Source organism: Photobacterium rosenbergii (genome assembly GCF_033022775.1).
Classification (GTDB): domain Bacteria; phylum Pseudomonadota; class Gammaproteobacteria; order Enterobacterales; family Vibrionaceae; genus Photobacterium; species Photobacterium rosenbergii_A.
The window spans coordinates 1-26,726 of sequence record NZ_JAWJZI010000016.1; the positions used below are offsets into that span (position 1 = coordinate 1).

The 26,726-nt window shown below is 52.4% G+C and carries 22 protein-coding genes; 12 read left to right on the top strand and 10 right to left on the bottom strand.

Annotated features, from left to right (window positions below; genetic code table 11):
- Positions 1–221: 221 nt before the first annotated feature.
- The 5 genes from R2X38_RS22105 to R2X38_RS22125 form a co-directional block, all read right to left on the bottom strand.
- Entirely contained in the window at positions 222–566 is a 345-nt protein-coding gene (locus tag R2X38_RS22105) for a hypothetical protein (protein ID WP_317524519.1), read from the bottom strand.
- 37 nt (positions 567–603) lie between these two features.
- Positions 604–1,803: a multidrug effflux MFS transporter gene (locus R2X38_RS22110; protein ID WP_317524521.1), complete on the bottom strand. Its 1,200-nt coding sequence runs from the start codon at positions 1,801–1,803 to the stop codon at positions 604–606.
- A 353-nt stretch (positions 1,804–2,156) separates the two neighbouring features.
- Positions 2,157–2,456, bottom strand: a complete 300-nt coding sequence (locus R2X38_RS22115; RefSeq protein WP_317524522.1) for a hypothetical protein — start codon at positions 2,454–2,456, stop codon at positions 2,157–2,159.
- A gap of 254 nt (positions 2,457–2,710) precedes the next feature.
- The gene (dapD, locus tag R2X38_RS22120; RefSeq protein WP_317524523.1) at positions 2,711–3,742 is read right to left on the bottom strand and encodes a 2,3,4,5-tetrahydropyridine-2,6-dicarboxylate N-succinyltransferase; all 1,032 of its coding nucleotides are present in this window, start codon (positions 3,740–3,742) and stop codon (positions 2,711–2,713) included.
- Positions 3,743–3,996: 254 nt separating this feature from the next.
- Positions 3,997–4,296 (bottom strand): YebG family protein, encoded by a 300-nt coding sequence (locus tag R2X38_RS22125; protein ID WP_317524524.1) that lies wholly within the window; start codon positions 4,294–4,296, stop codon positions 3,997–3,999.
- 83 nt (positions 4,297–4,379) lie between these two features.
- Between R2X38_RS22125 and R2X38_RS22130 the strand changes: the two genes are divergently transcribed.
- A complete protein-coding gene (locus R2X38_RS22130; RefSeq protein WP_317524604.1) occupies positions 4,380–5,066 on the top strand; it encodes a DNA-3-methyladenine glycosylase I in 687 nt (228 codons plus the stop codon).
- Here R2X38_RS22130 and R2X38_RS22135 read toward each other — a convergent pair.
- A complete protein-coding gene (locus R2X38_RS22135) occupies positions 5,063–5,983 on the bottom strand; it encodes a LysR substrate-binding domain-containing protein (protein ID WP_317524525.1) in 921 nt (306 codons plus the stop codon). The two genes, R2X38_RS22130 and R2X38_RS22135, sit on opposite strands and share 4 nt — an antisense overlap.
- Positions 5,984–6,113: 130 nt before the next feature.
- Here R2X38_RS22135 and R2X38_RS22140 point away from each other — a divergent pair, with 130 nt between their 5' ends.
- From R2X38_RS22140 to recD, 4 genes are all read left to right on the top strand, one after another.
- Complete coding sequence (locus R2X38_RS22140; RefSeq protein ID WP_317524526.1) at positions 6,114–7,094, top strand: TDT family transporter; 981 nt, start codon at positions 6,114–6,116, stop codon at positions 7,092–7,094.
- Positions 7,095–7,236: 142 nt separating this feature from the next.
- The gene (gene recC, locus R2X38_RS22145; protein ID WP_317524527.1) at positions 7,237–10,695 is read left to right on the top strand and encodes an exodeoxyribonuclease V subunit gamma; all 3,459 of its coding nucleotides are present in this window, start codon (positions 7,237–7,239) and stop codon (positions 10,693–10,695) included.
- 294 nt (positions 10,696–10,989) lie between these two features.
- Positions 10,990–14,604: an exodeoxyribonuclease V subunit beta gene (gene recB / locus R2X38_RS22150; RefSeq protein ID WP_317524528.1), complete on the top strand. Its 3,615-nt coding sequence runs from the start codon at positions 10,990–10,992 to the stop codon at positions 14,602–14,604.
- Positions 14,597–16,696 (top strand): exodeoxyribonuclease V subunit alpha, encoded by a 2,100-nt coding sequence (recD, locus tag R2X38_RS22155; RefSeq protein ID WP_317524529.1) that lies wholly within the window; start codon positions 14,597–14,599, stop codon positions 16,694–16,696. The genes recB and recD overlap by 8 nt, the downstream gene beginning before the upstream one ends.
- A 183-nt stretch (positions 16,697–16,879) precedes the next feature.
- On the opposite strand, the gene argA is transcribed toward recD, so the two are convergent.
- Positions 16,880–18,205 (bottom strand): amino-acid N-acetyltransferase, encoded by a 1,326-nt coding sequence (gene argA / locus R2X38_RS22160; protein ID WP_317524530.1) that lies wholly within the window; start codon positions 18,203–18,205, stop codon positions 16,880–16,882.
- A gap of 235 nt (positions 18,206–18,440) precedes the next feature.
- Here argA and R2X38_RS22165 point away from each other — a divergent pair, with 235 nt between their 5' ends.
- A complete protein-coding gene (locus tag R2X38_RS22165) occupies positions 18,441–18,860 on the top strand; it encodes a DUF2850 domain-containing protein (protein ID WP_317524531.1) in 420 nt (139 codons plus the stop codon).
- On the opposite strand, the gene R2X38_RS22170 is transcribed toward R2X38_RS22165, so the two are convergent.
- The gene (locus R2X38_RS22170; protein ID WP_317524532.1) at positions 18,857–19,090 is read right to left on the bottom strand and encodes a hypothetical protein; all 234 of its coding nucleotides are present in this window, start codon (positions 19,088–19,090) and stop codon (positions 18,857–18,859) included. The two genes, R2X38_RS22165 and R2X38_RS22170, sit on opposite strands and share 4 nt — an antisense overlap.
- A gap of 259 nt (positions 19,091–19,349) precedes the next feature.
- Between R2X38_RS22170 and mltA the strand changes: the two genes are divergently transcribed.
- Both mltA and tcdA read left to right on the top strand, forming a co-directional pair.
- Complete coding sequence (gene mltA, locus R2X38_RS22175) at positions 19,350–20,438, top strand: murein transglycosylase A (protein ID WP_317524533.1); 1,089 nt, start codon at positions 19,350–19,352, stop codon at positions 20,436–20,438.
- Between the two features lie 123 nt (positions 20,439–20,561).
- Positions 20,562–21,374, top strand: a complete 813-nt coding sequence (gene tcdA, locus R2X38_RS22180) for a tRNA cyclic N6-threonylcarbamoyladenosine(37) synthase TcdA (RefSeq protein ID WP_317524534.1) — start codon at positions 20,562–20,564, stop codon at positions 21,372–21,374.
- 82 nt (positions 21,375–21,456) lie between these two features.
- On the opposite strand, the gene csdE is transcribed toward tcdA, so the two are convergent.
- Together csdE and csdA are read right to left on the bottom strand one after the other, a co-directional pair.
- Positions 21,457–21,888: a cysteine desulfurase sulfur acceptor subunit CsdE gene (csdE, locus tag R2X38_RS22185; protein WP_317524535.1), complete on the bottom strand. Its 432-nt coding sequence runs from the start codon at positions 21,886–21,888 to the stop codon at positions 21,457–21,459.
- An 8-nt stretch (positions 21,889–21,896) separates the two neighbouring features.
- On the bottom strand, positions 21,897–23,117 hold the full coding sequence (gene csdA, locus R2X38_RS22190; protein ID WP_317524536.1) for a cysteine desulfurase CsdA: 1,221 nt from the start codon (positions 23,115–23,117) through the stop codon (positions 21,897–21,899).
- A 432-nt stretch (positions 23,118–23,549) separates the two neighbouring features.
- On the opposite strand from csdA, the gene R2X38_RS22195 reads away from it, so the two are divergent.
- From R2X38_RS22195 to rlmM, 4 genes are read left to right on the top strand one after another with little or no spacing between them, the layout of a single operon-like run.
- Positions 23,550–24,470: a transcriptional regulator GcvA gene (locus tag R2X38_RS22195; protein ID WP_317524537.1), complete on the top strand. Its 921-nt coding sequence runs from the start codon at positions 23,550–23,552 to the stop codon at positions 24,468–24,470.
- A gap of 24 nt (positions 24,471–24,494) precedes the next feature.
- Positions 24,495–25,166 carry an alpha/beta family hydrolase gene (locus R2X38_RS22200; protein WP_317524539.1) on the top strand — a complete coding sequence of 224 codons (672 nt, stop codon included), beginning with the start codon at positions 24,495–24,497 and terminating at the stop codon, positions 25,164–25,166.
- A gap of 3 nt (positions 25,167–25,169) precedes the next feature.
- Positions 25,170–25,553 (top strand): DUF423 domain-containing protein, encoded by a 384-nt coding sequence (locus tag R2X38_RS22205; protein WP_317524540.1) that lies wholly within the window; start codon positions 25,170–25,172, stop codon positions 25,551–25,553.
- Positions 25,554–25,562: 9 nt separating this feature from the next.
- Complete coding sequence (gene rlmM / locus R2X38_RS22210) at positions 25,563–26,645, top strand: 23S rRNA (cytidine(2498)-2'-O)-methyltransferase RlmM (protein WP_317524541.1); 1,083 nt, start codon at positions 25,563–25,565, stop codon at positions 26,643–26,645.
- Positions 26,646–26,726: the final 81 nt, after the last annotated feature.

Below are 26,726 nucleotides of genomic sequence, written 5' to 3' on the forward strand. Positions count from 1 at the left end.
GGTAGTTCAGTTGGTTAGAATACCGGCCTGTCACGCCGGGGGTCGCGGGTTCGAGTCCCGTCCGCTCCGCCACTTATACTAAGCCCAAGTCGAAAGACTTGGGCTTTTTTACGTTTCAGGCCAGAGGATATTGGCTTGAGGCGATAGGCAAAGCGGTTAGATAACTGGCAGAACACGTTCTTGACTTGGTCTGGCTCTGGCAAAAAATCGCCAATCTCCCCTCAATACCCCCGCTCGGTCAACCCATAGCTCGAGCTCTCTTGGTTATCCTGGCAGTCATTGGGATAGCCCGGGTTGATCACGGTGCCCACCGTTTGCTTGCCAGCGCAATAATCGAGCCTACCTTGCAGGTAACCGGCACGGTATTTTTCGTAGTCCTTTTCAGAGAAGCCTCCGCGTTTTCCTAGCTCGATTTTTCCCCATTCCCGGTAGCCTTGCTCACCATGATAGACTCCGAGCGCTTCCCATTGCTTGTTGTCCGCTAGCTCTGCTTCATGTTGGGCGGCACAGCCGACGGTGATAGTCAGAAAGAGGCCGAGAAGACATAGTTTCGATAACCTAGTCATGGTGATTCCTCAATGAAAGGACTGAGTTAATTATGGTTTATCCGTTGAGAGTTGCCACTGCCCGGCGGCCGCTTTCGCTCATGGTGCCGAGCATCGCGAGTAGCAGCCCTAGACTTGCGCCGATTACCATGATGCCGCCCAAGTGCCAAGCTTGGCTGATCCCAAGTTTCAACAAGCCATTACTGAGCAGGGAAGCAAAAACCATCTGGCAGGCACCAGACAGGGCGGAGACTGTACCGGCCTTATTGCCATAAGGAACAAGCAGCAAAGATTGGGCACAAGGGAAGGCTATACCGTTGGCCATCGCCATCAGGAAGTGGCCGGTGACCATCCAGAGAGGTGAAACTGGTGCCGCAATTAATACCGAGCCGGCGACAAAGTGCAGTAGTGGCGAGAGCATCAGCATCTTTTGCGTACCGAGCCTTGGCCGTAATCGCTGGCAGACCAAACCGCCACAGAGCAAGCCAAATGCTGGCCCCATCGCCCAAAGGGCGTAGCGTTCGGAACTCATCCCGATCTGTACCTGCATAATGAATGGCATCATCGAAATTGACAGGACAACCAGTGCGAAGTTAACCCACCCGATCCCGGCAAAGGACAGGAAGTGACGCTCTTGAATCAACAATAGGTAGGATTTTGCCAATTGGCTGACCGACGGGGGACGTTGGGTTGTAGCGAGGGTTTCGCTGAAGCTAAACAGCAATAATAACCAGACAACGGCGATGTAACCGAGCAGGACGACGAAGACAGTTAGCCAGCCAAAGTGGTGGTTGACGATACCGCCGACAACAGGAGCCATTATAGGAGTAAACGCTGCGACAATCGCGACCCAAGTCATCGCTTTGACTAGATCTTGCCGTTGGTAGCTGTCGCGAATAGTCGCGCGGGCCAAGACGGCTACGCTTCCTGCTCCCATCCCCTGGATAATTCGCCCTAGCAATAGCCAATGGAATGAGTCGGCTCGCAGAACACCGACTGTCAGCCCGGAGGCTGCAATCAATAAACCAGCCAGCAATACGGGCCTGCGGCCAAAAACATCGGATAACGGACCGTAGAGAAGTTGTGAGGCGCCAAAGCTGAATAAGTATCCCGAAACCAGCAATTGGACTTGCTCGGTTGAGAGCTGAAGAGAGTGGGCGACGGCAGGGAGTGCAGGAAAAACCAAACCAAGGCTTAACTGGCCAATGCTGACAATCAAGCATGCAAGTAATAGTGGTTTCCAGTTAAATCCGGCCATTTTCCCCCTCCTGTAATGTGAATGATACCCAGTGGCTTGATCTTGCTGAGCTCAAAGCGAAATCAATGTGCTCAGTTCAAGTAAATAACCGAATGGAATAGCTAGTCTATTGCGTGGTTATTGGACATTGAAATGGGGGCACGGATTAGCTCTCGAAGGGCGAGAGATGATTTGGAATTGTTGTGGTAAAAAGCGGCGCAATGGGTAAATGCTGCTTATCCAGGAACTATTGTCATTCTCACCGAACCAAGCATATTTAAGTGACTTGGATATCAATATTATGCACGGTTAGGCGGGGAAGGATAAGCAGCGCGGGCTCAATGGATTATTTCCCAAAAGGAACGAGCGGATTATTACTTGCTGATGATGTAGGTAAATGGATTCGAGAATGAAAATTTGCTACCGCTAGTTTGTACTTTCCCTTGTTTCATGGCGACTAGTACTTCTTTTTGAACCTTGACCAGGGAAAAGAAGCGGATCACCATGAAGACAATAAATACCGGCATGATGATTTGTGTCACTGGCATGATATGCAGCACCATTTCATTGAGCAGCCACACTGCCAACATTATCAGCATCACGTACAGCGAATGGGGCTTAAGGACAATTTTAACTTGGTTATCAGTCTCTTCCCGTTCAAAGAAAAATGACATTTCTCTCTCCTTGTTGTTGTTTGCCGATACCCTCTCATAAACGCCAGTCAGTTGGCAATCTGACGAGGAGACTTTGTGACTGATCGAGTATGCCGTTTTGTTACATTTTAAGACCTGAAATAACGGTTAGCTCTGGCGGATTATGAATAGAGGGGGAGAGGTCGCTCAAGGGCGACGCATCCAGGGGATAATTTGGAGGGACTAAGTTGTGTTGAAACAAAAAACGCCTCAGAAGAGGCGTTTTTCACAGGCGATTAGTTGTTGCTGTGCAACTCGCTGTTCAGCTCAACCGCTGATTTGTTTGCCAGGCACTCAATCTGACCGGTCATTGAGTTACGGCGGAACAGTAGATCAGAGACGCCAGCAAGATCGCGAGCTTTCACGACTTCGACTTCCTGACCACTCTTGTCCAGCATGCGTACTTTAGAGCCAGCAGTAACGTACAGGCCAGATTCAATCGTACAACGGTCACCCATTGGGAAGCCAAGACCGGCATTGGCACCTAGCAGGCTGTTTTCACCGATAGAAACAACCACTTTACCGCCGCCAGATAGTGTACCCATGATAGAGGCACCACCACCGATGTCAGAGCCGTTGCCGACAACAACACCTGCTGAAATACGACCTTCAACCATACTCACCCCGGTTGTGCCAGCATTGAAGTTGATGAAGCCTTCGTGCATAACCGTTGTGCCTTCACCCACGTGCGCGCCCAGACGAACACGAGAGGTGTCAGCAATACGAACGCCTGTTGGTACCACGTAGTCGACCATTTTAGGGAACTTGTCGACACAATCGACAGTGATCGTTTCACCGTTTAGGCGAGCTTCCATTTGGCGGTCTGCCAGTTCTGGCAGATCGATTGGGCCTTGGTTGGTCCAAGCGATGTTGTGCAGCAGGCCGAAAATGCCGTCTAGCACCACGCCGTGAGGCTTAACTAGGCGGTGAGAGATAAGTTGAAGTTTCAGGAAGCCTTCAGCAACTGAAGCTGGTGCTTCGTCAGTTGCAAGGATCACAACAACCAGCGGTTGCTCTGATGCAGCAGCTTTGGTTGCAAAGTTTGCGCTGGCTTCTTCACCTGCAGCGTTGAATGCTGAGGCAAGATCGGCACACTGGGCTGCCGTGACTTCGATAGCCTGGTTACCTTCCTTGTAATCAACGATAGCGGCAATGGCATCAACTAGCGCGTCAGCTGGGTTTAGGATCGGGGTTGGGAAAAACGCTTCGATAATTTTGTTATCGCGGTTTTTGGTTGCAGTACCAAGGGCTAGTGAAAAGCTGGCCATTACTGTTGGTTCTCCATGTCAAAGTAATTTATGCCGGGCGATGTTGGCCGGCAAAGTGTGATGAACCCATCATAAAGACACTTGCGCCGATATTGAAGGGGGGAGGAGGCAATCGGTGAAAAATGATGAAATTATGACAATGGGAAAACGCTCGCGCTGTTGATAAATTCAACGTCGGGATTTATAGCTGCAGGCAATAAAAAACCTCCTTGGAAAAGGAGGTTTATCATGAAGAAAAATGGCAGGCTTAGTGATTAAGCTGCAGCGTCATCCTTCTGCTCAGCAACAAGCTCAGGCTTTACCGCTTTTTTCTTCGGAGCGGCTTTCTTTTTCGCTCCTAGTGCAACTAGCACTTCTTCACGTTTCTGTGCCAAGAATAGCGAAAGCTCTTCTTGCTTGGCTTCATCCTCGAAAAGCTCACTTTCGCCTAGCAAAGTAAACATCTCGTCAGCCATATCTAGCATCTTGTCGTATGCGTCGGCTTCGGACTTAGAGGTGAAAGTCATCTTTTCTTCTCCGTTGCGCTCAACTACATATTTGACGATAACAGCCATGGTCACCCTCTCCCGAAATTGATTTACTGGCTGTTTATACAGTAGCATTAAGGGCAATGTCCAGTGATAAGCGTGTTAATGTGATGGCAAGAGAAAAATTTTCGCAAATATATGCCCGAGCCGCGGAGCGTAAGGGTGGAGATGGTGTGCTAGAAAGCATGTTGGCGAGCCCATTGTCTGCTGAACAGCTTGAGCTGATTGGTGATGATCGCTGGTTGGCTGCGTTTACCCAGAAGGTGTTTCAATCGGGGATCAGCTGGCAAGTGGTAAGAAACAAGTGGCCAAATTTCGAAGAGGTTTTTTTCGGTTTTGATATCGAGAAGATGCTGTTGATGCCGACTGAAATGTGGGAGCGTAAAGCGACCGACCCGGCGATAATTCGCCACTTGGCAAAAGTGATGACCATTCCTGAAAATGCTCATATGATTCACGCAGCTGCGGTTGAGCATGGCTCTTTCTCTTCCATGGTCGCAAACTGGCCGCAGGACGATATTACCGGTCTTTGGCGTTACCTGAAAAAACATGGCAAGCGCCTAGGCGGCAATACAGGCCCTTATACTTTGCGAATTATGGGCAAAGACACGTTTATTTTAAGTGGGGATGTTGAAGCCTACCTGCGCCAAACTGGCATCATTGATGGTGGGCGGGATACTCAAAAGTCTCTGATGGCAGCGCAGAATGCTTTTAGTGAGTGGCAACAGGAATCTGGCCGACCGCTGTGTCAGATCAGCCAGATCATCGCCTTTAGCTGTGGTGATAACCGCGTTTAATCAGCCGCTGCTTCAAGGTTGGCTTGGCATAGCGGAGAGTTCCATTGCTGGCAAAACTCGATAAACAGTTTAAGCAGTGGGCTTTGGTACTTCTCTTTGTGGTAGAGCAACCAGTACTGACGGTGCATATCAAGCGGTAGTGACAGAATCGTCAGGCGGTTGTCTTTCACTGCGTGCTCAACGGCGCGGCGCGACAGCAAGGTGAGCCCGAGGCCAGCAGCTGTACAGTTGATAATGGCTTCGGTGTTGTTGAGCTCAAAGGCCTGGTGCCAGTTTTCCAGCCTTGGTGCGAGACGACCGAGGAAATATTCACGGGTACCAGAGCCGTGCTCGCGCAGGATCCACTCGCTATGTTCAAGATCGCTCAGGCTGAGTTGGTCTATTTGCGCTAGTGGGTGATCTGGATGACAGGCAACCACCATTTCATCGCCTAGCCAAGGGATCACTGCCAAGTTGTCTGCCTGTACTTTTCCTTCAACTAAACCGATATCCAGCTCGAATTCTCCCAACATGTGGCAGATCTGGGCGGTATTGGCAATGAACAGGCTTTGATCGCAGTGGCCTGAATCCTGGCGGAAATCCCGCAGCAGAAAAGGGGTGACCTGGTTACCCACGGTGTCACTCGAGCCAATTTTCAGCTTCCCGGTTACCGGGCCTTCCTGGCTGAACAGCTGCTCGATATCCTGGCTTCGAGCCAGCAATTCATCGGCTAATGGCAATAAGCGTTTACCTTGCTCGTTGATAAGCAGGCGGTTGTTGTTGCGGTCAAACAACTTGTGGCCAAGCTGCTTTTCCAGCTCTGAAAGCGCCATACTGACCGCTGGTTTGGAGAGGAACAGCTTTTTTGCGGCGGCGGTGATCGTCAGCTCCTGGGCCACGGTGACGAATAATTTCAATTGGCGTAAGGCGATATTCATTGGGTTGGCTCTTGTTCTTTTTTTCTTAACCGCACATTAAATATATTCAATTATCCTAAACCATAAACAGCCGTTACACTACCCGGGTGTTCAAAAGTAGTGACGTAACAGTCTTTGGGGGAGTAACGTAATGATTACAGTAACAAAACAAAAAGTGCTGGGCGCTCCAACTCCAATGGCTGGGCTAGCACTAGGTATCGCTAGCTTAGGTTGGTGCTGGGAAAACGCCGCCGATCTTGGTGGTCGAGGACAGCTCATCGGTGCAGGGATAGCTAGTGTTTTATTGGTCGTGTTGCTGTTCAAGTTTGTTATCCACCCGCGTGCCTTGTGGCAAGATCTCAGCCATCCGGTAGTGGGCAGTGTTGTACCGACGTTTGCGATGGGAACCATGGTGGTGTCCAAGGCGCTGGGGATTTACTACCCAATTGCAGGGCAGGCACTATGGCTAGCAGCCGTTGTCTTGCATCTTATTTTCTTGGCACTGTTCACTTATCACCGTGTAAAGGATTTTGAACTGCACCACATGGTACCAAGCTGGTTCGTACCACCGATTGGTATTATCGTCGCCGACGTTGCTTTTCCAGGTGGGGCATTACGCCCGTTGGCAGAAGGCCTGCAGCTGTTCGGTATGGGGATCTACGCGGTCATGTTGCCTTTGATGGTATACCGTTTGATTTTCAGCCATGAGATCCCAGATGCGGCGAAACCAACCATTGCGATTATGGCAGCACCGGCCAGTCTGTCTCTAGCGGGCTATCTAACGGTAACCCAAGTGCCATCTCCGGTTATGATTGCTTTGCTCGGTGGAATTGCGGTATTGATGACCTTCGTGATTTATTTGGCCCTTGTCCGCTTGCTACGTTTGTCATTTAGCCCAGGCTACGCGGCATTTACCTTCCCATTGGTGATCGGTGCTACTGCGATGTTCAAAACAGCGGCATGGATGTCAGCTCAGGGATACGGAATTGAGTATGTCAATCAGGTGTCATCACTGGCTCATTTGGAGCTGTATGTTGCCACTGCAGTCGTGAGTTATGTGGCGCTTCGTTATGCTGCATTCTATCGCCCGATCTCTCAGTTGCTGCATTGCCTGACACCAAGTCGCGCTTAAGATCTCAACTTGCCCTTAGGTGTTACAAAAGCCACCTGATTAATTGCCCAGCAACGCTGGGCATTTTAATGATTTGAATTTGCAGCTAATCCATTGATGGTAGACAATCAAAGGTAATTTCCTCTACCGGTGAGTCACCTGCGTGTTTACTGTCTATCACTCCAACCAACTGGATCTTCTTAAATCCCTGCTTGTCGAACTAGTTCGCCTCGAACCTCTCGATAATCCGTTCGAGCAAGAGCAGATCTTGGTCCAAAGTCCCGGTATGTCACAGTGGTTGAAACTGGAACTGGCAAAGTCCCAGGGGATCGCTGCCAATATCGAGTTTCCGCTGCCAGCAACTTTTATCTGGAATATGTTCACCAAGGTGTTGAGTGATGTGCCAGAGCGTAGTGCTTTCAACAAAGAGGCGATGACCTGGAAATTGCTTCAGGTGTTGCCGGAGCAGTTATCGCAACCCGAATTTGCGCCGCTGGCCAACTATTTGAGTGATGATCCCAATCAGGTTAAAAGCTACCAGCTGGCAGAGAAAATTGCCGATATTTTTGATCAGTATTTGGTGTATCGGCCGGAGTGGATCCAGGCTTGGGAGTCCAATATCATCGACCCTGAGCTGGTGGAAGAGCACCCATGGCAGCCGTTGCTGTGGCAGGCGCTCTATGATCATACCCTCGCGCAGGGGCAGTCGCCGTATCATCGTGCCAACCTGTACGATAACTTCATCGAAACCCTCGAAGGTTACCTTCAAAGCGGCTCGCCATTGCCGGAAGGCTTGCCGAAGCGCTTGTTCGTATTCGGTATCTCGGCGCTACCGCCGCGTTACCTCGATGCGTTGGCGGCACTGGGTAAGCATATCGACGTGCATTTGATGTTTACCAACCCTTGCCGTCATTACTGGGGTGATGTCCGTGATAGGAAGTTTCTTGCCCGGTTGGCAGCCAAGCAGCGCCAGCAATTGCAGTGGTGTGCCGATCATAGTGAACACGGCGCGGTGATCTCACCGCTCAAGGGTGATATCGAAGCCAACGTGGTCGACGAAACCCACGAGGGCGCGGTTGGCAATACTTTGCTGGCATCACTGGGTAAGCTGGGCCGCGATAACCTGTATCTGCTATCGGATATGGAAGCCTATGAAGTCGAAGCCTTTGTCGATATCGAGCCCGATTCCTTGCTCCATGCGGTCCAGGCTGACATTCTCAACCTTGATGATCGGATCAATGACGAAATCACCGAGTCCAGCCATCACAAGCTGGCGATATCTGCTGACGACTCCTCACTGAGTGTTCATGCCTGCCACTCGCCGATGCGCGAGGTGGAGGTGCTGCACGATAATCTGCTTGCGATGCTGGCCGACAGCCCTGATCTTTCACCGCGTGATATCGTGGTGATGGTAGCGGATATCAACAGCTACAGCCCTTATATCCAAGCGGTGTTTGGCAATGCGCCGGGTGATCGCTATATCCCGTTCTCAATTTCCGATCGCAGTGCCGATCAGGAAAACCCGGCATTGCTTGCGTTCCTGCGTTTGCTGGCCCTGCCGGAAAGCCGCTGTCAGGCCTCGGAATTGCTGGAGCTGCTTGAAGTGCCGGCTGTGATGGCTCGGTTTGGCTTCGATAGCGATAAGTTCGAGCGGGTCAAATTGTGGATCGAGGAAGTAGGGATCCGCTGGGGGCTGGATGATGACACTGCCGAAGAGTTTGCCTTGCCACGTCAGCAGCAGAATACCTGGCTGTTCGGGTTGCAGCGTATGCTGCTGGGTTATGCGATGCCGCAGGAAGCCGGTTTGTACCAAGGCGTGTTGGCTTATGAAGAGGTACAAGGACTGGATGCCGAATTGGCCGGCCAGCTTGGCCTGTTCATCGAAACCCTGATGCGTTACCGCCAGCAATTAGCCCAGCCACAACCGATCACTCGCTGGATTGCGGTACTCAATCAGATGCTCGATGACTGCTTTGCGGTGGATATCGACGGTGAGTTGGTACTGAGGATGATCCGCGACAAGGTACAGCAACTTGAACAGCAACTGGCCGATGCCGGCTATGATTCGGACATTACTCCTGCGGTGATGCGCGATTACCTCAACGGCAAACTATCCGGCGAGCGGGTCAGCCAGCGCTTTTTGGCCGGACAGGTTAACTTCTGTACCTTGATGCCAATGCGCTCGATCCCGTTCAAGGTCGTGTGCCTGCTGGGGATGAACGATGGTGTTTACCCGCGCTCAATCCCGCCGGAAGGGTTTGATTTGATGGCTGGTCGTAATCGCCATGGTGACCGCTCGCGCCGGGATGATGACCGTTACCTGTTCCTGGAGGCTATCCAGTCAGCCCAGCAGGCGCTGTATATCAGCTACGTGGGGCGCTCTATCCAGGACAACAGCGAGAAGGTCCCGTCGGTACTGGTCAGTGAACTGCTTGAATACTGCCAGCAGGGATATTGCCTTGCTGGTGATGAGGCGTTGCCGGTTGATGAGTCGGCAAACAGGCTGGTGGCCAGTCTTACCGAAACCCACCCCTTGGTGCCGTTTAGTCCGCAGGCGTTCAGTGGTGGCAAGCATAGCTATGCCGCAGAATGGCTGCCGGTGGCCAACCAGGCCTTTATCGAGCCAGAAGAGTTCCAATCGTCCCCGCTAGAGCCGGATCTGAGTGATGACCGTGCCGAGGGGATTCTTGAACTGGCAGAGCTATCGCGTTTCTGGCGTCTGCCAGTGCAGTATTTCTTCAACCGCCGCCTGAAAGTCTTCTTCGATGGCCAGCAGGGCGGGCCGGAAGACGATGAGCCATTTGCGCTCGATGGCTTGGGCCGCTATCAGTTGCGTGAAGCCCTGTTGACGACATTCCTCGATTGCCAGAGGCAATCACAAGGCCAACAAGCAGTTAGCCGCGATCAGGCGTTCGAGCAGTTCGCCCGCTATCAGCAGGCTGCTGGAGGCCTACCGGTCGCCCAGTTTGGTGAGTTGGAACTGATGGAAGAGCGTGGGCAGATAGAGCAACTGGCCGACAGCGTGGTTCAGTATATGTCCCAGCCATTGCCAGATGTCGAGGTCGATTGTGTGGTAACCGTTTCCGGACGTGGGATCCGACTGCAAGGTTGGCTTAAGCATATGACCTCGCAGGGGCTTGTTCGCTATCGTCCGGGAAAAATTCGGGCCCAGGACATTTTGGCTTGTTGGCTCGATCATCTTTGCTTGGCGGTAATGAAACCTAGCCAGCCAACCTACCTGATTGGCATTGATGGTACCTGGCAGCTCGAGCCTGTCTCTGCCCAGTATGCTGTGGAGCAATTGGCAGTTTTAATTGAAGGTTATGACAGTGGTTTGACCCAGCCTTTGCCTTATTTCCCTCGCACAGCCCATGCCGGGATCCAAGCATGTATCGATAAGAAAGGTCAGTGGTGTGATGATGATGCCACCTTGGCAAAGGCGGCAGGCAAAAGAGCGGAAGCCTTTAACGGTGGCTATATGTTCGACGGTGAAGGTAACAACAGTTACATCTACCGGGTGTGGCCATTGTGGGACGACGAACTGGCTGAACAGTTACAGCTATGGGAAGACCAGATATTGAAGCCTGCCGTGAAGCAGTTGCGAGAGGTTGAACAGGGCTGATCACACTGAGAATAAAGCAGGGGAGGTGTAGCGTGGCCGCCAGCAAATCATTATTGATTGTAGGGTGTTCGCTGTACGGCCACCGGTCCAGAGGTTGACCAAATTTCGTGGCTCAGATACTAGCGGACCAGATAGGCGGAAACCGTGAAACGTCTCTCATATTGATAGATGGGTTAGTGCTGAAATTCGATATATTTATTTGAATTCGTGCTAGATCACAAAAAATAATTTCGGGCGGGCTGGGTTTTGTAATGAAACCGTGGCCCAGTTCACTGATAGGAATCGGCGTATTCTATGACTCAACATTCACTTCTCATCACTCCGGAGCCGCTGGAGCCGATGCGTTTTCCTCTTCACGGCAACCGCTTGATCGAGGCATCGGCCGGTACCGGAAAAACCTTCACCATCGCCAGTTTGTATTTGCGCCTGCTGCTTGGCCATGGTGATGACCAGACCCGTTTCCCTCGCGAGCTGACGGTTGACCAGATCTTGGTGGTGACCTTTACCGAAGCGGCGACGGCAGAGCTTCGAGACCGGATCCGGCGCCGGATCCACGATGCCCGTTTGGCCTTCAGTCGTGGCAGCAGCAGTGATCCGGTGATCAAGCCTTTGCTGGAAGATATCAGGGATCACAAAGTGGCAGCGGCTATCTTGCTACAGGCCGAGCGCCAGATGGATGAAGCGGCGATCTTTACCATCCATGGTTTTTGCCAGCGGATGCTTACCCAGAATGCCTTTGAGTCGGGCAGTCTGTTCAACAATGAGTTTGTCACCGAAGAAAGCCACTTGCGGGCGCAGGTGGTTGCCGACTTCTGGCGCCGTAATTTCTACCCATTACCTCGAAGCCTGGCGGCAGAAGTACGCAAGCTATGGGCGGCCCCCGGTGCGCTGCTCTCTGAGATCAACCGGTTCTTGTCCGGGGCCGAAATAACAGTACGTGCCCCCGAGCTATCAGGCAGCCTCGAGCAGGTCCACGAAGATAACCTGCAGCGAATTAACCATGTGAAGCAGCTGTGGCGTGAGAGTGCCGGCGATTTGCATGACATCATTGCCAGCTCCGGCGTGAACAAACGCAGCTATACCAAGACCAGTTTGCCAAAGGCACTGGCAGAAGTGGGTGAGTGGGCCGAGCGGGATAACACCGGCTACCAACTGCCAAAATCATTGGATAAGTTTGATCAGCAGGTGCTGTTTGACAAGACCAGTAAGGGACAGCCACCGGAGCATCCGGTATTTGTGGCGATTGGAGAGCTGTTGGCTAACAAGCCTAATGTGCGTGATCCTCTATTGGCCCATGCGATCAAGGAGTGCCGTCAGTTACTTATCGAAGCCAAACAGCGCAAGGGCTGGTTATCGTTCGATGATTTGCTGACCCAGCTGTCAGCGGCCTTGAGTCAGGATGAGAGTGGCTTGCTGGCGAGCCGTATCCGCCATTTGTTCCCGGTGGCGATGATCGATGAATTCCAGGATACCGATCCGCTGCAGTACAGTATTTTTAGCACGATTTACGGCGAGCAGCGCATGGAACAAGCACCGCCGGAAGGTGAAAGCAGCCCTTGTGGTTTGTTCATGATTGGCGATCCCAAGCAGGCTATCTATGCCTTCCGTGGTGCCGACATCTTTACCTATATCCAAGCGCGTCGCCAAGTGACAGCCCACTACACACTGGGTACCAACTGGCGCTCGACAGCTGAAATGGTCGGGGCGGTAAACCGCATCTTCCAGCATCCTGACCGTCCGTTTATCTACGACGAAGATATTACCTTCCTGCCGGTTGACCACAGCCCCAAAGCACAGGGGCGAGGCTGGGAGCTTGACGGTGTGAAGCAACCGGCAATGTGCTTTTGGCATCAAGAAGCCGAGGAGCCAATCAAAAAAGGTGATTACCAGCAGGTGATGACCGAGGCGACCACGGCAGAAATTCAAAAAATCCTTACTCTATCGCAGCAGGGCATGGCAACACTGGTGGATGGCGAGCAGACTCGTCCTATCCATGCCAGCGATATTTCGGTATTGGTGAGAACCGGCAGTGAAGCGGCATTGGTCCGCCGTACCTTGGCTGAGCAGGGGATCGCCAGTGTTTACCTGTCCAATCGTGACAGTGTATTTGCCTGTACCGAGGCGATGGATATCTTGCGTTTCCTGCAGGCGGTACTGACCCCTGAAGATGACCGCAATATGCGGGCGGCATTGGCTTCAAGCCTGTTTGGACTGACAGCACAGGCGTTGGATGCGATGAACACCAGCGAAAGCGTCTGGGAGCAATATGTGTCGGAGTTCCGCGCTTACCGCAAGCTGTGGCAAACCCGTGGGGTATTGCCAATGTTGCGATTTATGCTGGCCCAGCGTCAGATCCCCGAGACTTTGCTGAGCCAAAATGGGGGAGAGCGCCGGGTGACCGATATCTTGCATATTGGTGAGTTGTTGCAGCAGGCGAGCCAGACCCTGGACAGTGACCATGGTTTGCTACGCTGGCTGGCGGAGCATATCGAAGAGCCCAATGGCAATGCCGATGAGCAGCAATTGCGTTTGGAATCAGACCGAAACTTGGTGCAGATTGTTACTATCCACAAGTCCAAAGGACTGGAATATGACATTGTGTTCCTGCCTTTTGTTTGTAGCTACCGCGAAGCCAGTACAGCGCTGTTCCACGACGAGCAGAGCCAGCAATCAGTGCTGGATATTGCCGCTAATGAAGAGAGTATGGAGCTGGCCGAAAAAGAACGGTTGGCTGAAGATTTGCGTCTGCTGTATGTAGCCCTAACTCGTGCGGTTTATGGCTGTTATATCGGTATGTCGCCAATTCGTAATGGACTAAGCCGCAAGGAGCCAACCGGCTTGCACCGCTCGGCAATTGGTTGGCTGGTGCAAAATGCCCAGGAAGGGGGCTTGACTGAGTTGGCCAATGCCTTGAATTCACTGGCTTCACAATCCGAGGCTGTGACCGTATTGCCGCCGCCATCTTTGCCAGAAGAACTTTGGTTGCCAGTCGAGGAAGAAAAGCCGCAGCTGTCGGCGTCAGTATTTGATAAAGACATCGACCGCAGCTGGTGGATCACCAGTTACTCGGGGTTGATCAAGCAAGGCCATAGCCACCATGATGCGTCTTTCGAGCTGCCGGGTTTCGATACTGATTCCTCGGGCGATGAAGCCTTGGGGGATGAGGAAGTCGAGCCGGCTAGATCGATTTACACCTTTCCGAAGGGAGCGCGTCCGGGTACTTTCCTGCATACCCTATTTGAGGAAATTGAGTTTACGGCTCCGGTCGACTGCCCGGAAACCACGGAAAAGATCCTCGAACTGCTTCGACTTGAGAACTACGACGAGGAATGGCTTCCGGTATTGCAGACCATGATCAGTGATGTACTGACGTGCCCGCTTGATGGCGATGCGATGCGCCTGGGCGAGTTGGCTCCGTCTCAGCGCCTTACCGAGATGGAGTTCATGCTGCCGATCAATCTGCTTTCGGCTCCACTGCTCAACAAAGTGATTGCCCGTCATGATAACTTGTCGGCTAAAGCCGGTGAGCTGGGCTTTGCCACCGTGAGCGGGATGCTCAAGGGCTTTATCGATTTGGTGTTCGAGCACGATGGCCGTTACTACGTACTGGACTGGAAGTCTAACTGGCTCGGTGACGATCCGGGCGTGTACCGTGATGACATGTTGGATCAGGCGATGATCGAGCACCGCTACGATCTGCAGTACCAGCTCTACGCACTGGCGCTGCACCGCTTTCTCAAGGCCCGTAAGGCCAACTACAACTACGATGACCACTTCGGTGGCGTGTATTACATCTTCTTGCGCGGCGTGAAGTCCGGCAGCGATAGCGGCATATTCAAAGCCAAGCCGTCGCTGGCTCTGCTGACCGAAATGGAGAGCTTGATTGACGGAGAATTCCCAGATGCCTAATCACCTTGAGAGCAACGCTTCCCCTGCGAGCTTGGCTCAGCTTGAAAATCTTGTTCGTCAAGGTTACCTGCGCCCGCTGGATCACCAGTTTGCCAAATTTGTCGCCCAGGGCGATAAGCTAGTGGCGCTCGTCGCGGCATTGGCGAGTTATGAGTTGGGGCAAGGCCATGTCTGTCTGTTGTTGTCACAGCTTGATACCGCAAGGCTATTTGGTTTGCCGGCTAAGCTCAGCTTACCGTTGGTTGATGGGCTACCAGAGCCTCAGTTATGGCAATCGCATCTGGCTCAATCAGAAGCGGTTTCTGATGGCAGCCGGCCGACACCGCTGGTGATGGATGGCGATAGGGTTTATCTCAACCGTTACTGGCAGTTCGAGCAAATGGTTGCCAACCAGCTGCGCCTGCGGGCACAAAGCGGCGAAGATGGCTTGCAGCCTGAGTTGATGGCGGCCAAGCTCGATGAGCTGTTTGCCCGCGATTACCGTTACCTGTTTGCTGCCCTCCAGCAGTTGGTACAGTCTGGTGGCACCCCAGCGGACAGACAGCGTGAAGTCTGCGATAAGTTGGATGTTGTCACCCCGCAAATGCTCGATTGGTCGGCAATTGATACCGCACTCCAGTCGGCTGCTAGCGTGGATGAATTAGCGGTACTAGATGCCTTGGTGCCTACGAGCTGTTGCCTGAACTGGCAGAAAGTTGCCGCAGCTGTTGCCCTTACCCGCCAGTTTGCGGTGATTTCGGGTGGTCCGGGTACCGGTAAGACAACTACAGTGGCGAAATTGCTGGCGGCGTTGGTGACCCAGGCTATTCAGCGAGATGAAAGGGATGAGCAAGGCGCGCTTCAGTTGCCTGACATCAAGCTGGTTGCGCCGACCGGTAAGGCGGCAGCCAGGTTGACCGAGTCGATTGGCTCGGCGGTAGACTCGTTAGCCGTTGATGATGTGGTGAAAAGCAATATTCCGACCCAGTCGAGTACCATTCACCGCTTGTTGGGTGCTATCCCTAACCGGGTTGCCTTCCGCCATAATCGGGACAATCCGCTGCACTTGGATGTGCTGGTGGTTGATGAAGCCTCGATGGTCGACTTGCCTATGATGGCACGCTTGCTCGATGCCTTGCCGCCGCATGCCAAACTGATTTTGCTTGGCGATAGGGATCAGCTGGCATCGGTCGAAGCAGGTGCGGTACTGGGTGATATCTGTGGTTTTGCCGAGCAGGGCTATACCCCGGCACAAAGCCAGTTGCTGGGTCAGTTGACCGGTTTCCAGTTCCAGCAGGCACAAGCGGTCCCCGCCGCGGTTGCCGATAGTTTGTGTATGCTGCAAAAGAGTTACCGCTTCCATGCCCAATCGGGGATTGGCCAGTTAGCCAAGGCAATCAACAGCGGCAAGCCTTATCAGGTTGAACAGGTGTGGGATAAGGGGTTTAAAGATCTCCAGCATCACCCGCTGAGTAGTGAGTCCTACCTAACCATGATCACCTATGTCGTGGCTTTTTACAGTAAATACCTTGAAGCGATTGAAAAAGGCGAGGATCCAGGCGACGTGCTAAAGGCATTTGCCCAGGTTCGATTGCTTTGTGCGGTGCGGGAAGGTGACTTTGGTGTTGCTGGCTTGAACCAGCGTATTGAAAAGGCGCTAGCACGTAAGGGCAAAATCGCCCCGGGCGAAGATACCTGGTATGTCGGCAGGCCGATTATGATCAGCCAGAATGATCACGGCTTGGGGCTGTATAATGGTGATATCGGGATAGCCATGTATGACAGTGAGGTAGACCCTGTGACGGGCAACCGACCACTACGGGTCTACTTCGAGATGCCGGACGGCACTATCCGTGGTGTGTTGCCAAGCCGCTTGCCTGAACACGACACGGTTTACGCCATGACTATCCACAAATCACAAGGCTCGGAATTTGCCGATACCTTGATGGTGCTGCCGCCAGATTTCAGCCCGATATTGACGCGTGAACTGGTGTATACCGGGGTAACGCGGGCCAAGTCCAAGCTGTATATGTTTGCGACCAAAGATGTACTTAACCGCTCCGTGACGATGCGGACAGAGCGGGCGAGTGGCTTGGCGAGCTTGTTGAAGTAGTTATTTTAAATGGTTATTTGAAATAGTTTTTGAGGAACTTGAATAGCTGGCTGTTGAATAAAACTCCCAAACCTACCCATCAGGGAAGATGGGTTGGAGCTACATGGATGTACTCGTGCGTTTTGGGAGTTTTATTTTTCAGCCAGTTGTAAGCGGGCTTTGTTTTTCTTACTGGTTGGCAATCTACAAATCCAAAATCAGAATCTTGGATCGGCGCTGGAAGTTGTACAGCGCCTTCTTGGCGACCGGTAGGCTTTCGACGCTGGATTCGCTGAAGCCCTGCTCCCGGAACCAGTGCAGGCTGCGGGTCGTGAGGACAAACAGATAGGCCAGCCCCATCCGCTTGGCTTGCTGTTTGAGTTGGTTTAGCAGCAAGGCTCCTCGGTCACCGTCACGGAAATCGCGGTGTACGGCGACACAGGCCATTTCAGCCATACGCTCATCAGGGAATGGGTACAATGCCGCGCACCCTATGATTAGACCATCACGCTCAATAATAGTGAACTGCTCTACTTCCTGCTCCAGCTGCTCCCGCGAGCGGCGGACCAAGATCCCGTCTTGCTCCAATGGGCGGATCAACTCAAGGATCCCGCCAATATCATCAATCGTCGCCTGACGAACCTGTTCGGCACTCTCCATCACAATTTGGGTGCCGATGCCATCGAGTGAGAACAGCTCCTGGATCAAGGCGCCGTCCTCCTTGTAGCTGATCAGGTGGCTACGGGGGATCCCCGCCCGGCAGGCTGTGATCGCACCACGCAGAAAGCGGCCGGTGCCTCGTTCCTCCTGTTGTAACTCGACTAGCCGCTGCAAGGCATGCTCAGCTTCAATGGGCAGCATTTCGGACACCACGCTCCCTTCACTGTCCAGCACCCCCTGCTCGGAACAAAAGCCGATGAGCTTGTCTGCTTTTAGCTTTATCGCCAGTTGGGTGGCAATTTCTTCCGAGGTCAGGTTGAAACACTCACCGGTTACCGAGCTGGCAATGGGCCCGAGTAGCACTATGGCGCGCTGATCAAGCTGGCGATGGATAGCTTCGGTATCAATGCGGCGGATCCGGCCGCTGTGGGCATAGTCCACACCGTCATCAATACCCAGGGGCTGGGCGATAACGAAATTGCCGCTGACAATATTGATTTGCGAGCCTGCCATCGGTGTATTGTTCAAGCCCATCGAGAATCTTGCCGTGATATCGAGCTGGAGGTGGCCCGCCGCTTGCTTGGCAATTTCCAGCGCCCGTTCGTCAGTAACCCTCACTCCCTTGTGGTAGGGCGTCGTGTAGTTCATTTGCTCGGCCAGACTCGAGATCTGCGGTCTGGCGCCATACACCATCACAATACGCAGCCCAAGGCTGTTGAGCAGGGCGATATCATTGACGATATGGGAAAAGTTTTCATGGGCGATGGCTTCCCCGCCAACCATGATGACAATGGTTTTGCCAATATGGGCGTTGAGGTAGGGGGCCGACTGGCGGAACCCTTTGACCAAGGCGGTACTTCTGAACTTCACGGCTGGCTTTCCTTGTAGCTGTGTGGCAAATGTGCGGGCTTATGCCTCACGCAGAGGTAATAGAGATGTTATTAATGATTATGCGATTTATGTCAATAAAAATTCATTGATTGTCGATGTTATCGATATGTAATACCCAGATAAAAGTTGGGGAGAAGATCTCGTTATTTGCCATGGTAAGCAGATAAGTACCGAAAGATAGTTGCTTTGGGGTATATTGGCGTGGAAACGCGCTATGTTTTTAAGAGTTATGGCCACAAAGCAAAAGACCCCCTTGTTTACTCACCGACTGATCAGTTTTGCCATGGCAGTAGCCGTCACCGGCGCAATTGCGTTGGGTTTGTTGCTGGCTGGCTTGTTTGATAACACACTCGCACAAGATAGGCATCTGCCAGATATCAACGGGATCTGGACCGAGCAGGATGTAGCCCCTTATGCTGCGGACAGCTTTGAAATCCGCCCTGAGGGCGTGTTTGTCAACGGCCGTCAGGTGAATACCCAATTTCAATGGGATGGCAGCAAACTGAAGTATTTGCGTGGTGATGATCTTTATATTTACTCCTATCTTTCGGGTCGGCTGATCCGCCAGAGTCCAGCCCATTACATTTCAACTTTTTCACGCCAAAAGATGATGGACATAAGGCCGTCTAACTAGTTCATTGGTGGCGTCGGTAATCTGCGCAGTAACTGGTTGACCGGGATCTGCTTGAGTGCCACCTTTCTCATGATATCTGCTGTATCCGAACTGCCTCCCAAGCAGCGCTGGATCACTGTATTGACCTGATGTGGCGAGTTTCCTTCATTCACCAAGTTACGTATCCATTGGTATTCAACTGAGTTGATGTCTAATAGGGTGTCTTTGCCTATTTTCAATGGTTGGTCCATGTAACGCCTCCATGCGATCTTTGATGACATTTCCGTGACGTTTTTATTAATTACAGGACAACTATGACACAAATATGACAGCAATGGCATATGGTTGTGTTTGGTTGAATAATGCGAGTCAATTCAGACAAACTGCTGACACAGATAAGAAAAAGATCGGCAAAATAGTTTTCGGGCGTAACCACTTGTAGGCGGGAGTGCCTCAGTTGGTTACACTGAGGAAAAATTGGATTCCACATAAGACGATATAGGATTCACGGTGTTTCGAAAAGCAACGATTGCTCTTTTAATTATGGGGTTGGTGGGCTGTGCCAAGCCAACTGATCGTGGTCAGCAATACCTAGATGGTGAGTTTGACCAGGTACTCAACCAAGTTTCGGTTGTGGAGTCTGATAAACCGAAAGATTTTAGCGAGTTTTCCAACCAGATGGAGAAAGTCATCGAGCGATCTCCGTCAATGGCGGCGAATTATCAGGCCCTTTATCGACAGATAGAAAACTGGGTTGCAGCTGGAAGTGAGTTGTCTGATCTGGGCAATTACGGCATCGACGTTGCCCAGATGGGGGGCGGAGACGGTTATGGTAACGTGATGTTCACGGGATACTTTTCCCCGGTGATCGAATTGCGCCATCAGCCGGACGAGAAATACCGTTACCCTGTGTACGGTATGCCAGAGTGTGAAGAGAAATGCCCGAGCAGGGCAGAGATCTATGCCGGGGCGCTTGAAGGTAAAGGGCTTGAGCTTGGCTATAGCGCGTCAATGCTTGATGTCTTTATGATGGAAGTACAGGGCAGTGGTTTTGTTCATTTCGATGACAATGACCAGCTTCAGTACTTTGCCTACAAAGGGAAAAACGGTCACCGCTACGTCAGTATCGGCCGCATCCTTATCGAGCGCGGGGAAGTGCCGCGTGAAAAGATGTCTCTCAGGGCGATTGATGAGTGGGTAAGCCAGCAGGATGAGGAGACTGTCCGCGAGCTGCTGGAGCAGAATCCGTCTTATGTTTTTTTTAAACCGCAGGACAATCTCGACGTAATGGGTACCGCAGGGATCCCATTACAGGCGCATGCTTCGGTTGCGGCGGATCGCGACTATTTGCCGATGGGCAGCGTGCTGCTGGCTGAAGTGCCTCAACTCGATGAAGCTGGCAACTGGAATGGAAAGCATGTGCTTAAATTATTAATGGCACTTGATACCGGCGGGGCGGTGAAGAAAAACCACCTTGACCTATACCATGGCATGGGGGCCCAAGCTGGCGTGGATGCCGGTCATTACAAGCACTTTGGCAGGGTCTGGAAACTAGGCCTTCAGGGCTCGCAAACTGAGCAACCGTGGGCCACGCCGTAGTGTAGCTGTTTAGTTCCTTAGTCTAGCCTTTCGGTTTAACTTTTACCGACTGGACAATTTCCCTAAGAGTGCGTATAAATCGCACTCTTTCTTTATGAATGTGTTAATCAGCGCGGAACAGCCATGCGAGAACTAGATACCCCAGCATCAGACAATTACAACCAGCGTTTTGGCGGGACTCGTCGCCTTTACGGCAACAGCGAAGTGGAAATTTTCCGTGCCGCACATGTGTGCGTAATTGGTATTGGCGGTGTGGGCTCATGGGCCGCAGAAGCGCTGGCACGTTCAGGTATCGGGGAGTTGACCCTGATTGATATGGATGATGTCTGTGTTACCAACATCAACCGTCAGATCCATGCCATGTCGGGCACGGTAGGCCAGAGCAAAATCGAGGTGATGGCTGAGCGTATCAAGCTGATCAACCCTGAGTGTAAGGTCAATTTGATTGATGACTTCATCACGCCGGAAAATGTGTCTGAGTACATCGACGGTCGTTATGACTATGTGCTGGATGCTATCGATAGCATGAAGCCGAAAGCGGCGCTGTTAGCTTACTGCAAAAGCAACAAGCTCAAAGTGATCACCACAGGTGGCGCGGGCGGTCAGATTGATCCGACCCAGATCCAAATTGCGGACTTGACCAAAACCATTCAGGATCCGTTGGCGAAGAAGCTGCGTGACACCCTGCGTCGCCACCACAACTTCCCGAAGAATCCAAAGCGCAAGTTTGGTATTGATTGTGTCTTCTCGACCGAACAGTTGAAGTACCCACAGGCGGATGGCTCGGTGTGTGGTGTGAAATCGACCGCTGAAGGACCGAAACGAATGGACTGTGCCAGCGGTTTCGGGGCTGCGACCATGGTGACTGCGACTTTCGGTTTTGTTGCTGTCTCTCGAATTTTGCAGAAACTGGTCGATAAGTACCTGCAGAAATAAAGTATTCGGGCAGCATCAGATAAAAGAAAAGCGAGGCTCGCCTCGCTTTTTCGATCTTGTTAGCTTGGTACCAGGTATTGCTTTACCCTTCAGCCAATGCTTTGATTTGCTCGACAATTGCCTTGAGCCCGTTACCGCGCGAAGGGCTAAGGTGGGCGATCAGGTTAAGCTGTTCGAAATAGCTATCGATATCAAACGCCTGGATCTGCTCGGCGTTCTTGCCTTCATAGGCAGCGAGTACCAAGGTGATCAGGCCGCGCACGATACGCGCATCAGAGTCTGCCGCAAAATGGAAACTGCCGTCTTCCTGCTGCTGGTGGGTGAGCCATACTTGGCTTTCGCAACCACTGACCTTGAGCTCGTCCTGCTTTAGTTCTTCAGGCATAGCAGGTAGTTTCTTCCCCAGTTGGATCACGTTGCGGTAACGATCTTCCCAGCCGTGGGCCTGGCTCATTTGCGCGATAATCGCTTCGCAGGTAATTTCGGTACCAAAAGGGTGGCTTGGCAGCGTCATAATCTCTCCTAAAGCAGGCTGCAGGCTTTGTGCAGCGCAGCAATGAATTGGTCAATATCTTGTTCGGTATTATACAGCGCAATCGACACCCGCAGTGTGCCGCTAACACCGAGGGCATCCATCATAGGGTGGGCACAGTGGTGACCAGCGCGCAGGGCGATGCCTTGTTGATCAAGCAAGGTCGCAATATCCTGATGGTGTACACCTTCCACCACGAAGGAAAACAGGCTGGCACTAGGCTGCAGGCCGACAATCTGCAAGTCTTCGATATCCTGGATACCTTCAATAGCACGCTGGCGCAGGGCGTGGATATGCTGCTCGGCACCTTCTCGGTCAAGACTTTCCAACCAGTTGATGGCCGCGGCCATCGCTAGGCTGCCTGCCACATTGGGCGTACCGGCTTCGAACTTGCCCGGCAGGGCAGAGAACGTAGTGCCGTCAAAGCTGACCTTTTCCACCATTTTGCCCCCGCCGTGCCAAGGCGGCATCGCCTCTAGCAGGGCTTTCTTGCCGTAAAGTACGCCAATGCCTGCCGGGGCAAAGATTTTATGGCCGGAGAAAACATAGAAATCAGCATCAAGTGCCTGCACATCGACAGTTTCGTGGGCCACTGCCTGGGCGCCGTCAATCACGGTAACTGCCCCGATATCGTGGGCCGCTTTGATGAGGGTTTCGACCGGGTTGCGGGTGCCCGTCACATTGGTGACATGGGCAACGGCCACAATCTTGGTTTTAGCCGTTAAGCGCTGGGCAAAAGCATCCATATCCAAGGTGCAATCGCCGTGCATTGGAATTTTCACCACTTTGGCCCCGGTCTGCTCGGCGACGATCTGCCACGGCACGATATTGGCGTGGTGCTCCAGTTCGCTAACCAGAATTTCATCGCCTGCCTGCAGGGTATTGCGGGCATAGGTTTGGGCGATCAGGTTAAGGGCTTCGGTAGCGCCGCGGGTCCAGATAATTTCCTTGCTGTCGGCGGCATTGATGAAGCGCTGTACGGTCTCTCTTGCTTGCTCGAACTGTGCCGTTGCAGCGGCGGTAAGGGTGTGGCTGCCACGGTGGACGTTAGCATTGTGACCACTGTAGTACTGCCGGATTGTCTCAATCACCTCAAGAGGCTTCTGGGTGGTGGCTGCACTGTCGAGGTAGACCAGTGGCTGGCCGTTGCATTCTTGGGCCAGGGCAGGAAATTGCTGGCGAATACGCTGGATATCAAATTGGGCAGTCATGGTGTGTCACATAGCAAAAAAGACAAGGGGGAGATCATGCGGCGAAAAAAACAATAGGGCAAGTATTTCTCCGGTTGCTTCAATTATAAGTGGTGGATAAACGGCACGTCGAGGTTAGACAGCATCATCACTCCCCCGTAAGCTAATAAGTTGAAGGCAAAAAAAAGGCACTGCGTTGGGGCGCAGTGCCAAGAATTAATTTTGACAGACAGGTCAAAAATACAGGAAGTAAAATTGGTAGATTGACTACCGATCCGGCATAACCCGGACAATATGCAAACACAACATCGCAACGGTGCGGTCGGCCAAAAGCCTGAGGGCTAAAAACTTGGCCTTGCTCACCGTTGCGGGGCAAATCATATGGTTTATGTAGCACTTGAACAATGGACATTTTATAATGTTTCCCATAAAAAAAACTAATGCAGGAATAGTATGTCTAGACGTCTCCCTCCACTCAATTCACTAAAGGTGTTCGAAGCGGCGGCCCGAAACCTCAGCTTTACCCGTGCAGCGGAAGAGTTATTTGTCACACAAGCTGCTGTAAGCCACCAAATTAAAGCGCTTGAAGAATTTTTGGGGCTCAAATTATTTCGCCGTCGTAATCGCTCTTTATTGCTAACTGAAGAGGGGCAAAGCTACTTTCTTGACATAAAAGATATCTTTTCTGCAATCTCAGATGCCACGGATAAGGTCTTGGAACGCGGCGCGAAAGGGGCGCTAACCATTAGTTTACCTCCGAGTTTTGCCATCCAGTGGCTGGTGCCGCGATTGGCCGATTTCAACGAGCAGCATCCGGATATCGATGTACGGATCAAAGCGGTGGATTTGGATGAGGGCTCTTTGACGGAAGATGTCGATGTGGCTATCTATTACGGTCGGGGCAATTGGCCGGGACTACGGGCCGATAAGCTCTACCAAGAATTCCTTCTGCCGGTGTGTTCACCGATGCTGCTTAACGGCGCTAAACCGTTACGCACCTTGGACGATCTTAAACTCCACACCTTGCTGCACGATACCTCGCGTAAAGAGTGGAAAAACTATGTCCGCCACCACGGTATCGAGGGCACCAACGTCAACCAGGGGCCGATCTTCAGCCATTCGACCATGGTGTTACAGGCGGCGGCACATGGTCAGGGGATTGCGCTTGGCAACAACGTATTGGCGCAGCCAGAGTTGGAAGCTGGCCGCTTGGTGTGTCCGTTCGACGAAGTGCTGATGAGCAAGAACGCCTTCTTCCTTGTATGCCAGGAGCGCCAGGCCGAAACCGGGCGTATCCAGGTCTTCCGTGATTGGGTATTGGCGAAAGCGGCCCGCGAGCAGGAAGATATGCCGGATGTGGAAGATGGTCTGTAATACAGGGAAGAGGCTGAAAAAACGATGACTGAATATATTATTGATACCCCGCCAAACGGTGAGTACAACGCAACTTTCCTGTTTGCCCACGGTGCTGGGGCCGGCATGGATCATGAGTTCATGGCTGATATCGCCAAAGGCTTAGCCCTAAAGGGGATCAGGGTGGTGCGGTTTGATTTTCCCTACATGGTAAAACGCCGCGAAGATGGCAAGAAACGTCCGCCGGATAGGCAGCCTAAGCTGTTGCTGGATTTCCAACGTCATATCGAGGCGTTTGCCGAGCAAGGAAATTTGGTGATTGGCGGCAAATCGATGGGCGGACGCATGGCGAGCCTTATTGTCACCGACATCGCGGATGAATCACCGGATGTGACGAACTGCCAAGAGAAGGTCAAAGGTGTCGCTTGCCTAGGCTTTCCCTTCCATCCGCCGGGCAAGCCCGAGAACTTCCGTGGCGACCACCTAAGAACGATTGGCCTGCCAACACTTATTCTGCAAGGCGAGCGAGATACCTTCGGGACCCGAAGTGAAGTCGAAGGCTGGGAGTATGCCCAGAATGTTGAAGTCAGCTTCCTGCCGGACGGCGATCACAGCTTCAAGCCGCGCAAGGTATCTGGCCATACCGAGCCGGGCAACCGTCAGCTGGCGGTAAAAGCGCTGGCTGCATTTATCAACGCTTGTACGGCCAAGGAGTAAGGCATGGACAATAAAGCAAGCCGCTTGTTGCTGGTGTTTGCGGCATTGAGCGGGGCAGTGACAGTCTCACTGGGGGCGTTTGCTGCCCATGGATTGAAGGCTCATTTGCCGCCGTATTTGCTCGGGGTGTTTGAAACTGGTGTCCAGTATCAGGCATGGCATACCTTGGCGATTTTCGGCTGTGCAATATTGGCACGCATTCTTCCGTCAAAAGGGGTATCATACGCAGCCCTGTTTTTTGTGGCAGGGATCATACTCTTTAGCGGCAGTCTGTATGCGCTGGCGTTGACGGGTATCAAGTGGTTTGGCCCCATCACCCCGATGGGAGGCGTCTGTTTTATCATAGGCTGGGTAGCGCTCGCAGTGGCTGCCTGGCGTTCAGCTTGAGGGTTGAGAGTGAATCAAGTTCTGTTGTACTGCCGTCCCGGCTTCGAGAAGGAATGTGCCGGTGAAGTTCAAGACAAAGCAAATGCACTGGAGTTGTATGGCTTTCCTCGCGCGAAAAACAATACCGGCTATGTATTGTTTGAGTTCTACCAGCCGGGTGATGCGGATACGTTTATCCAGCAGCAGCCATTTTCCGAGCTGATCTTTGCTCGTCAGATGATTGCGGTAATGCCAATGCTTGAAGATCTGCCGCAGGAAGACCGTATCTCGCCAATCATGGAAATGGTGGCAGACTTCCCTCGCTGTGGTGATCTGCGTGTTGAAACGCCAGATACCAACGAAGCCAAAGAACTGCTGAAATTCTGCCGCAAGTTTACTGTGCCGCTGCGCCAGGCGCTGCGTAAGTCTGGTGCGATGTACGCCAAGGACAACCCGAAAAAGCCGGTTCTGCACCTGTGCTTCATTGCGCCGGGCTGCTGCTTTGTCGGTTATTCCTACACCACCAACAATTCGCCGTTCTTCATGGGTATCCCACGCCTTAAGTTCCCATCGGATGCACCAAGCCGCTCAACCCTGAAGCTGGAAGAAGCTTTCCACGTGTTTATCCCGCGTGATGAGTGGGATGAGCGTTTGGCTGCGGGTATGTGGGGTGTTGACTTGGGTGCTTGCCCGGGCGGTTGGACGTACCAGCTGGTGAAGCGTTCGATGTTTGTTCACGCGATTGATAACGGTCAGATGGCACAGAGCCTGATGGATACCGGACAGGTCAAGCACCACATGGTTGACGGCTTTAAATTTGAGCCGCCGCGTAAGAACGTGACCTGGATTGTGTGTGACATGGTTGAAAAGCCGGCCCGAGTCGCTCACCTGATGGGTGACTGGCTGATCAAAGGCTGGGCGAAAGAAGCGATTTTCAACCTCAAGCTACCGATGAAAGGCCGCTATGACGAGGTACTGCAGGATATCGAGAACCTGAAAGTATACTTGATCCAGAATGGGGTGAAATTCAAGCTGCAGGCCAAACACCTGTACCACGACCGCGAGGAAATCACGGTACATATCCAACGCCTAGATAACCGCTCGCCGCATTAATTACAACAAGCGGCTCTATGGCTCTATGGTGCTATGGTTTGAAAGCACTAAAATGGTCAGCGAAGATATTTCTGAAAATCC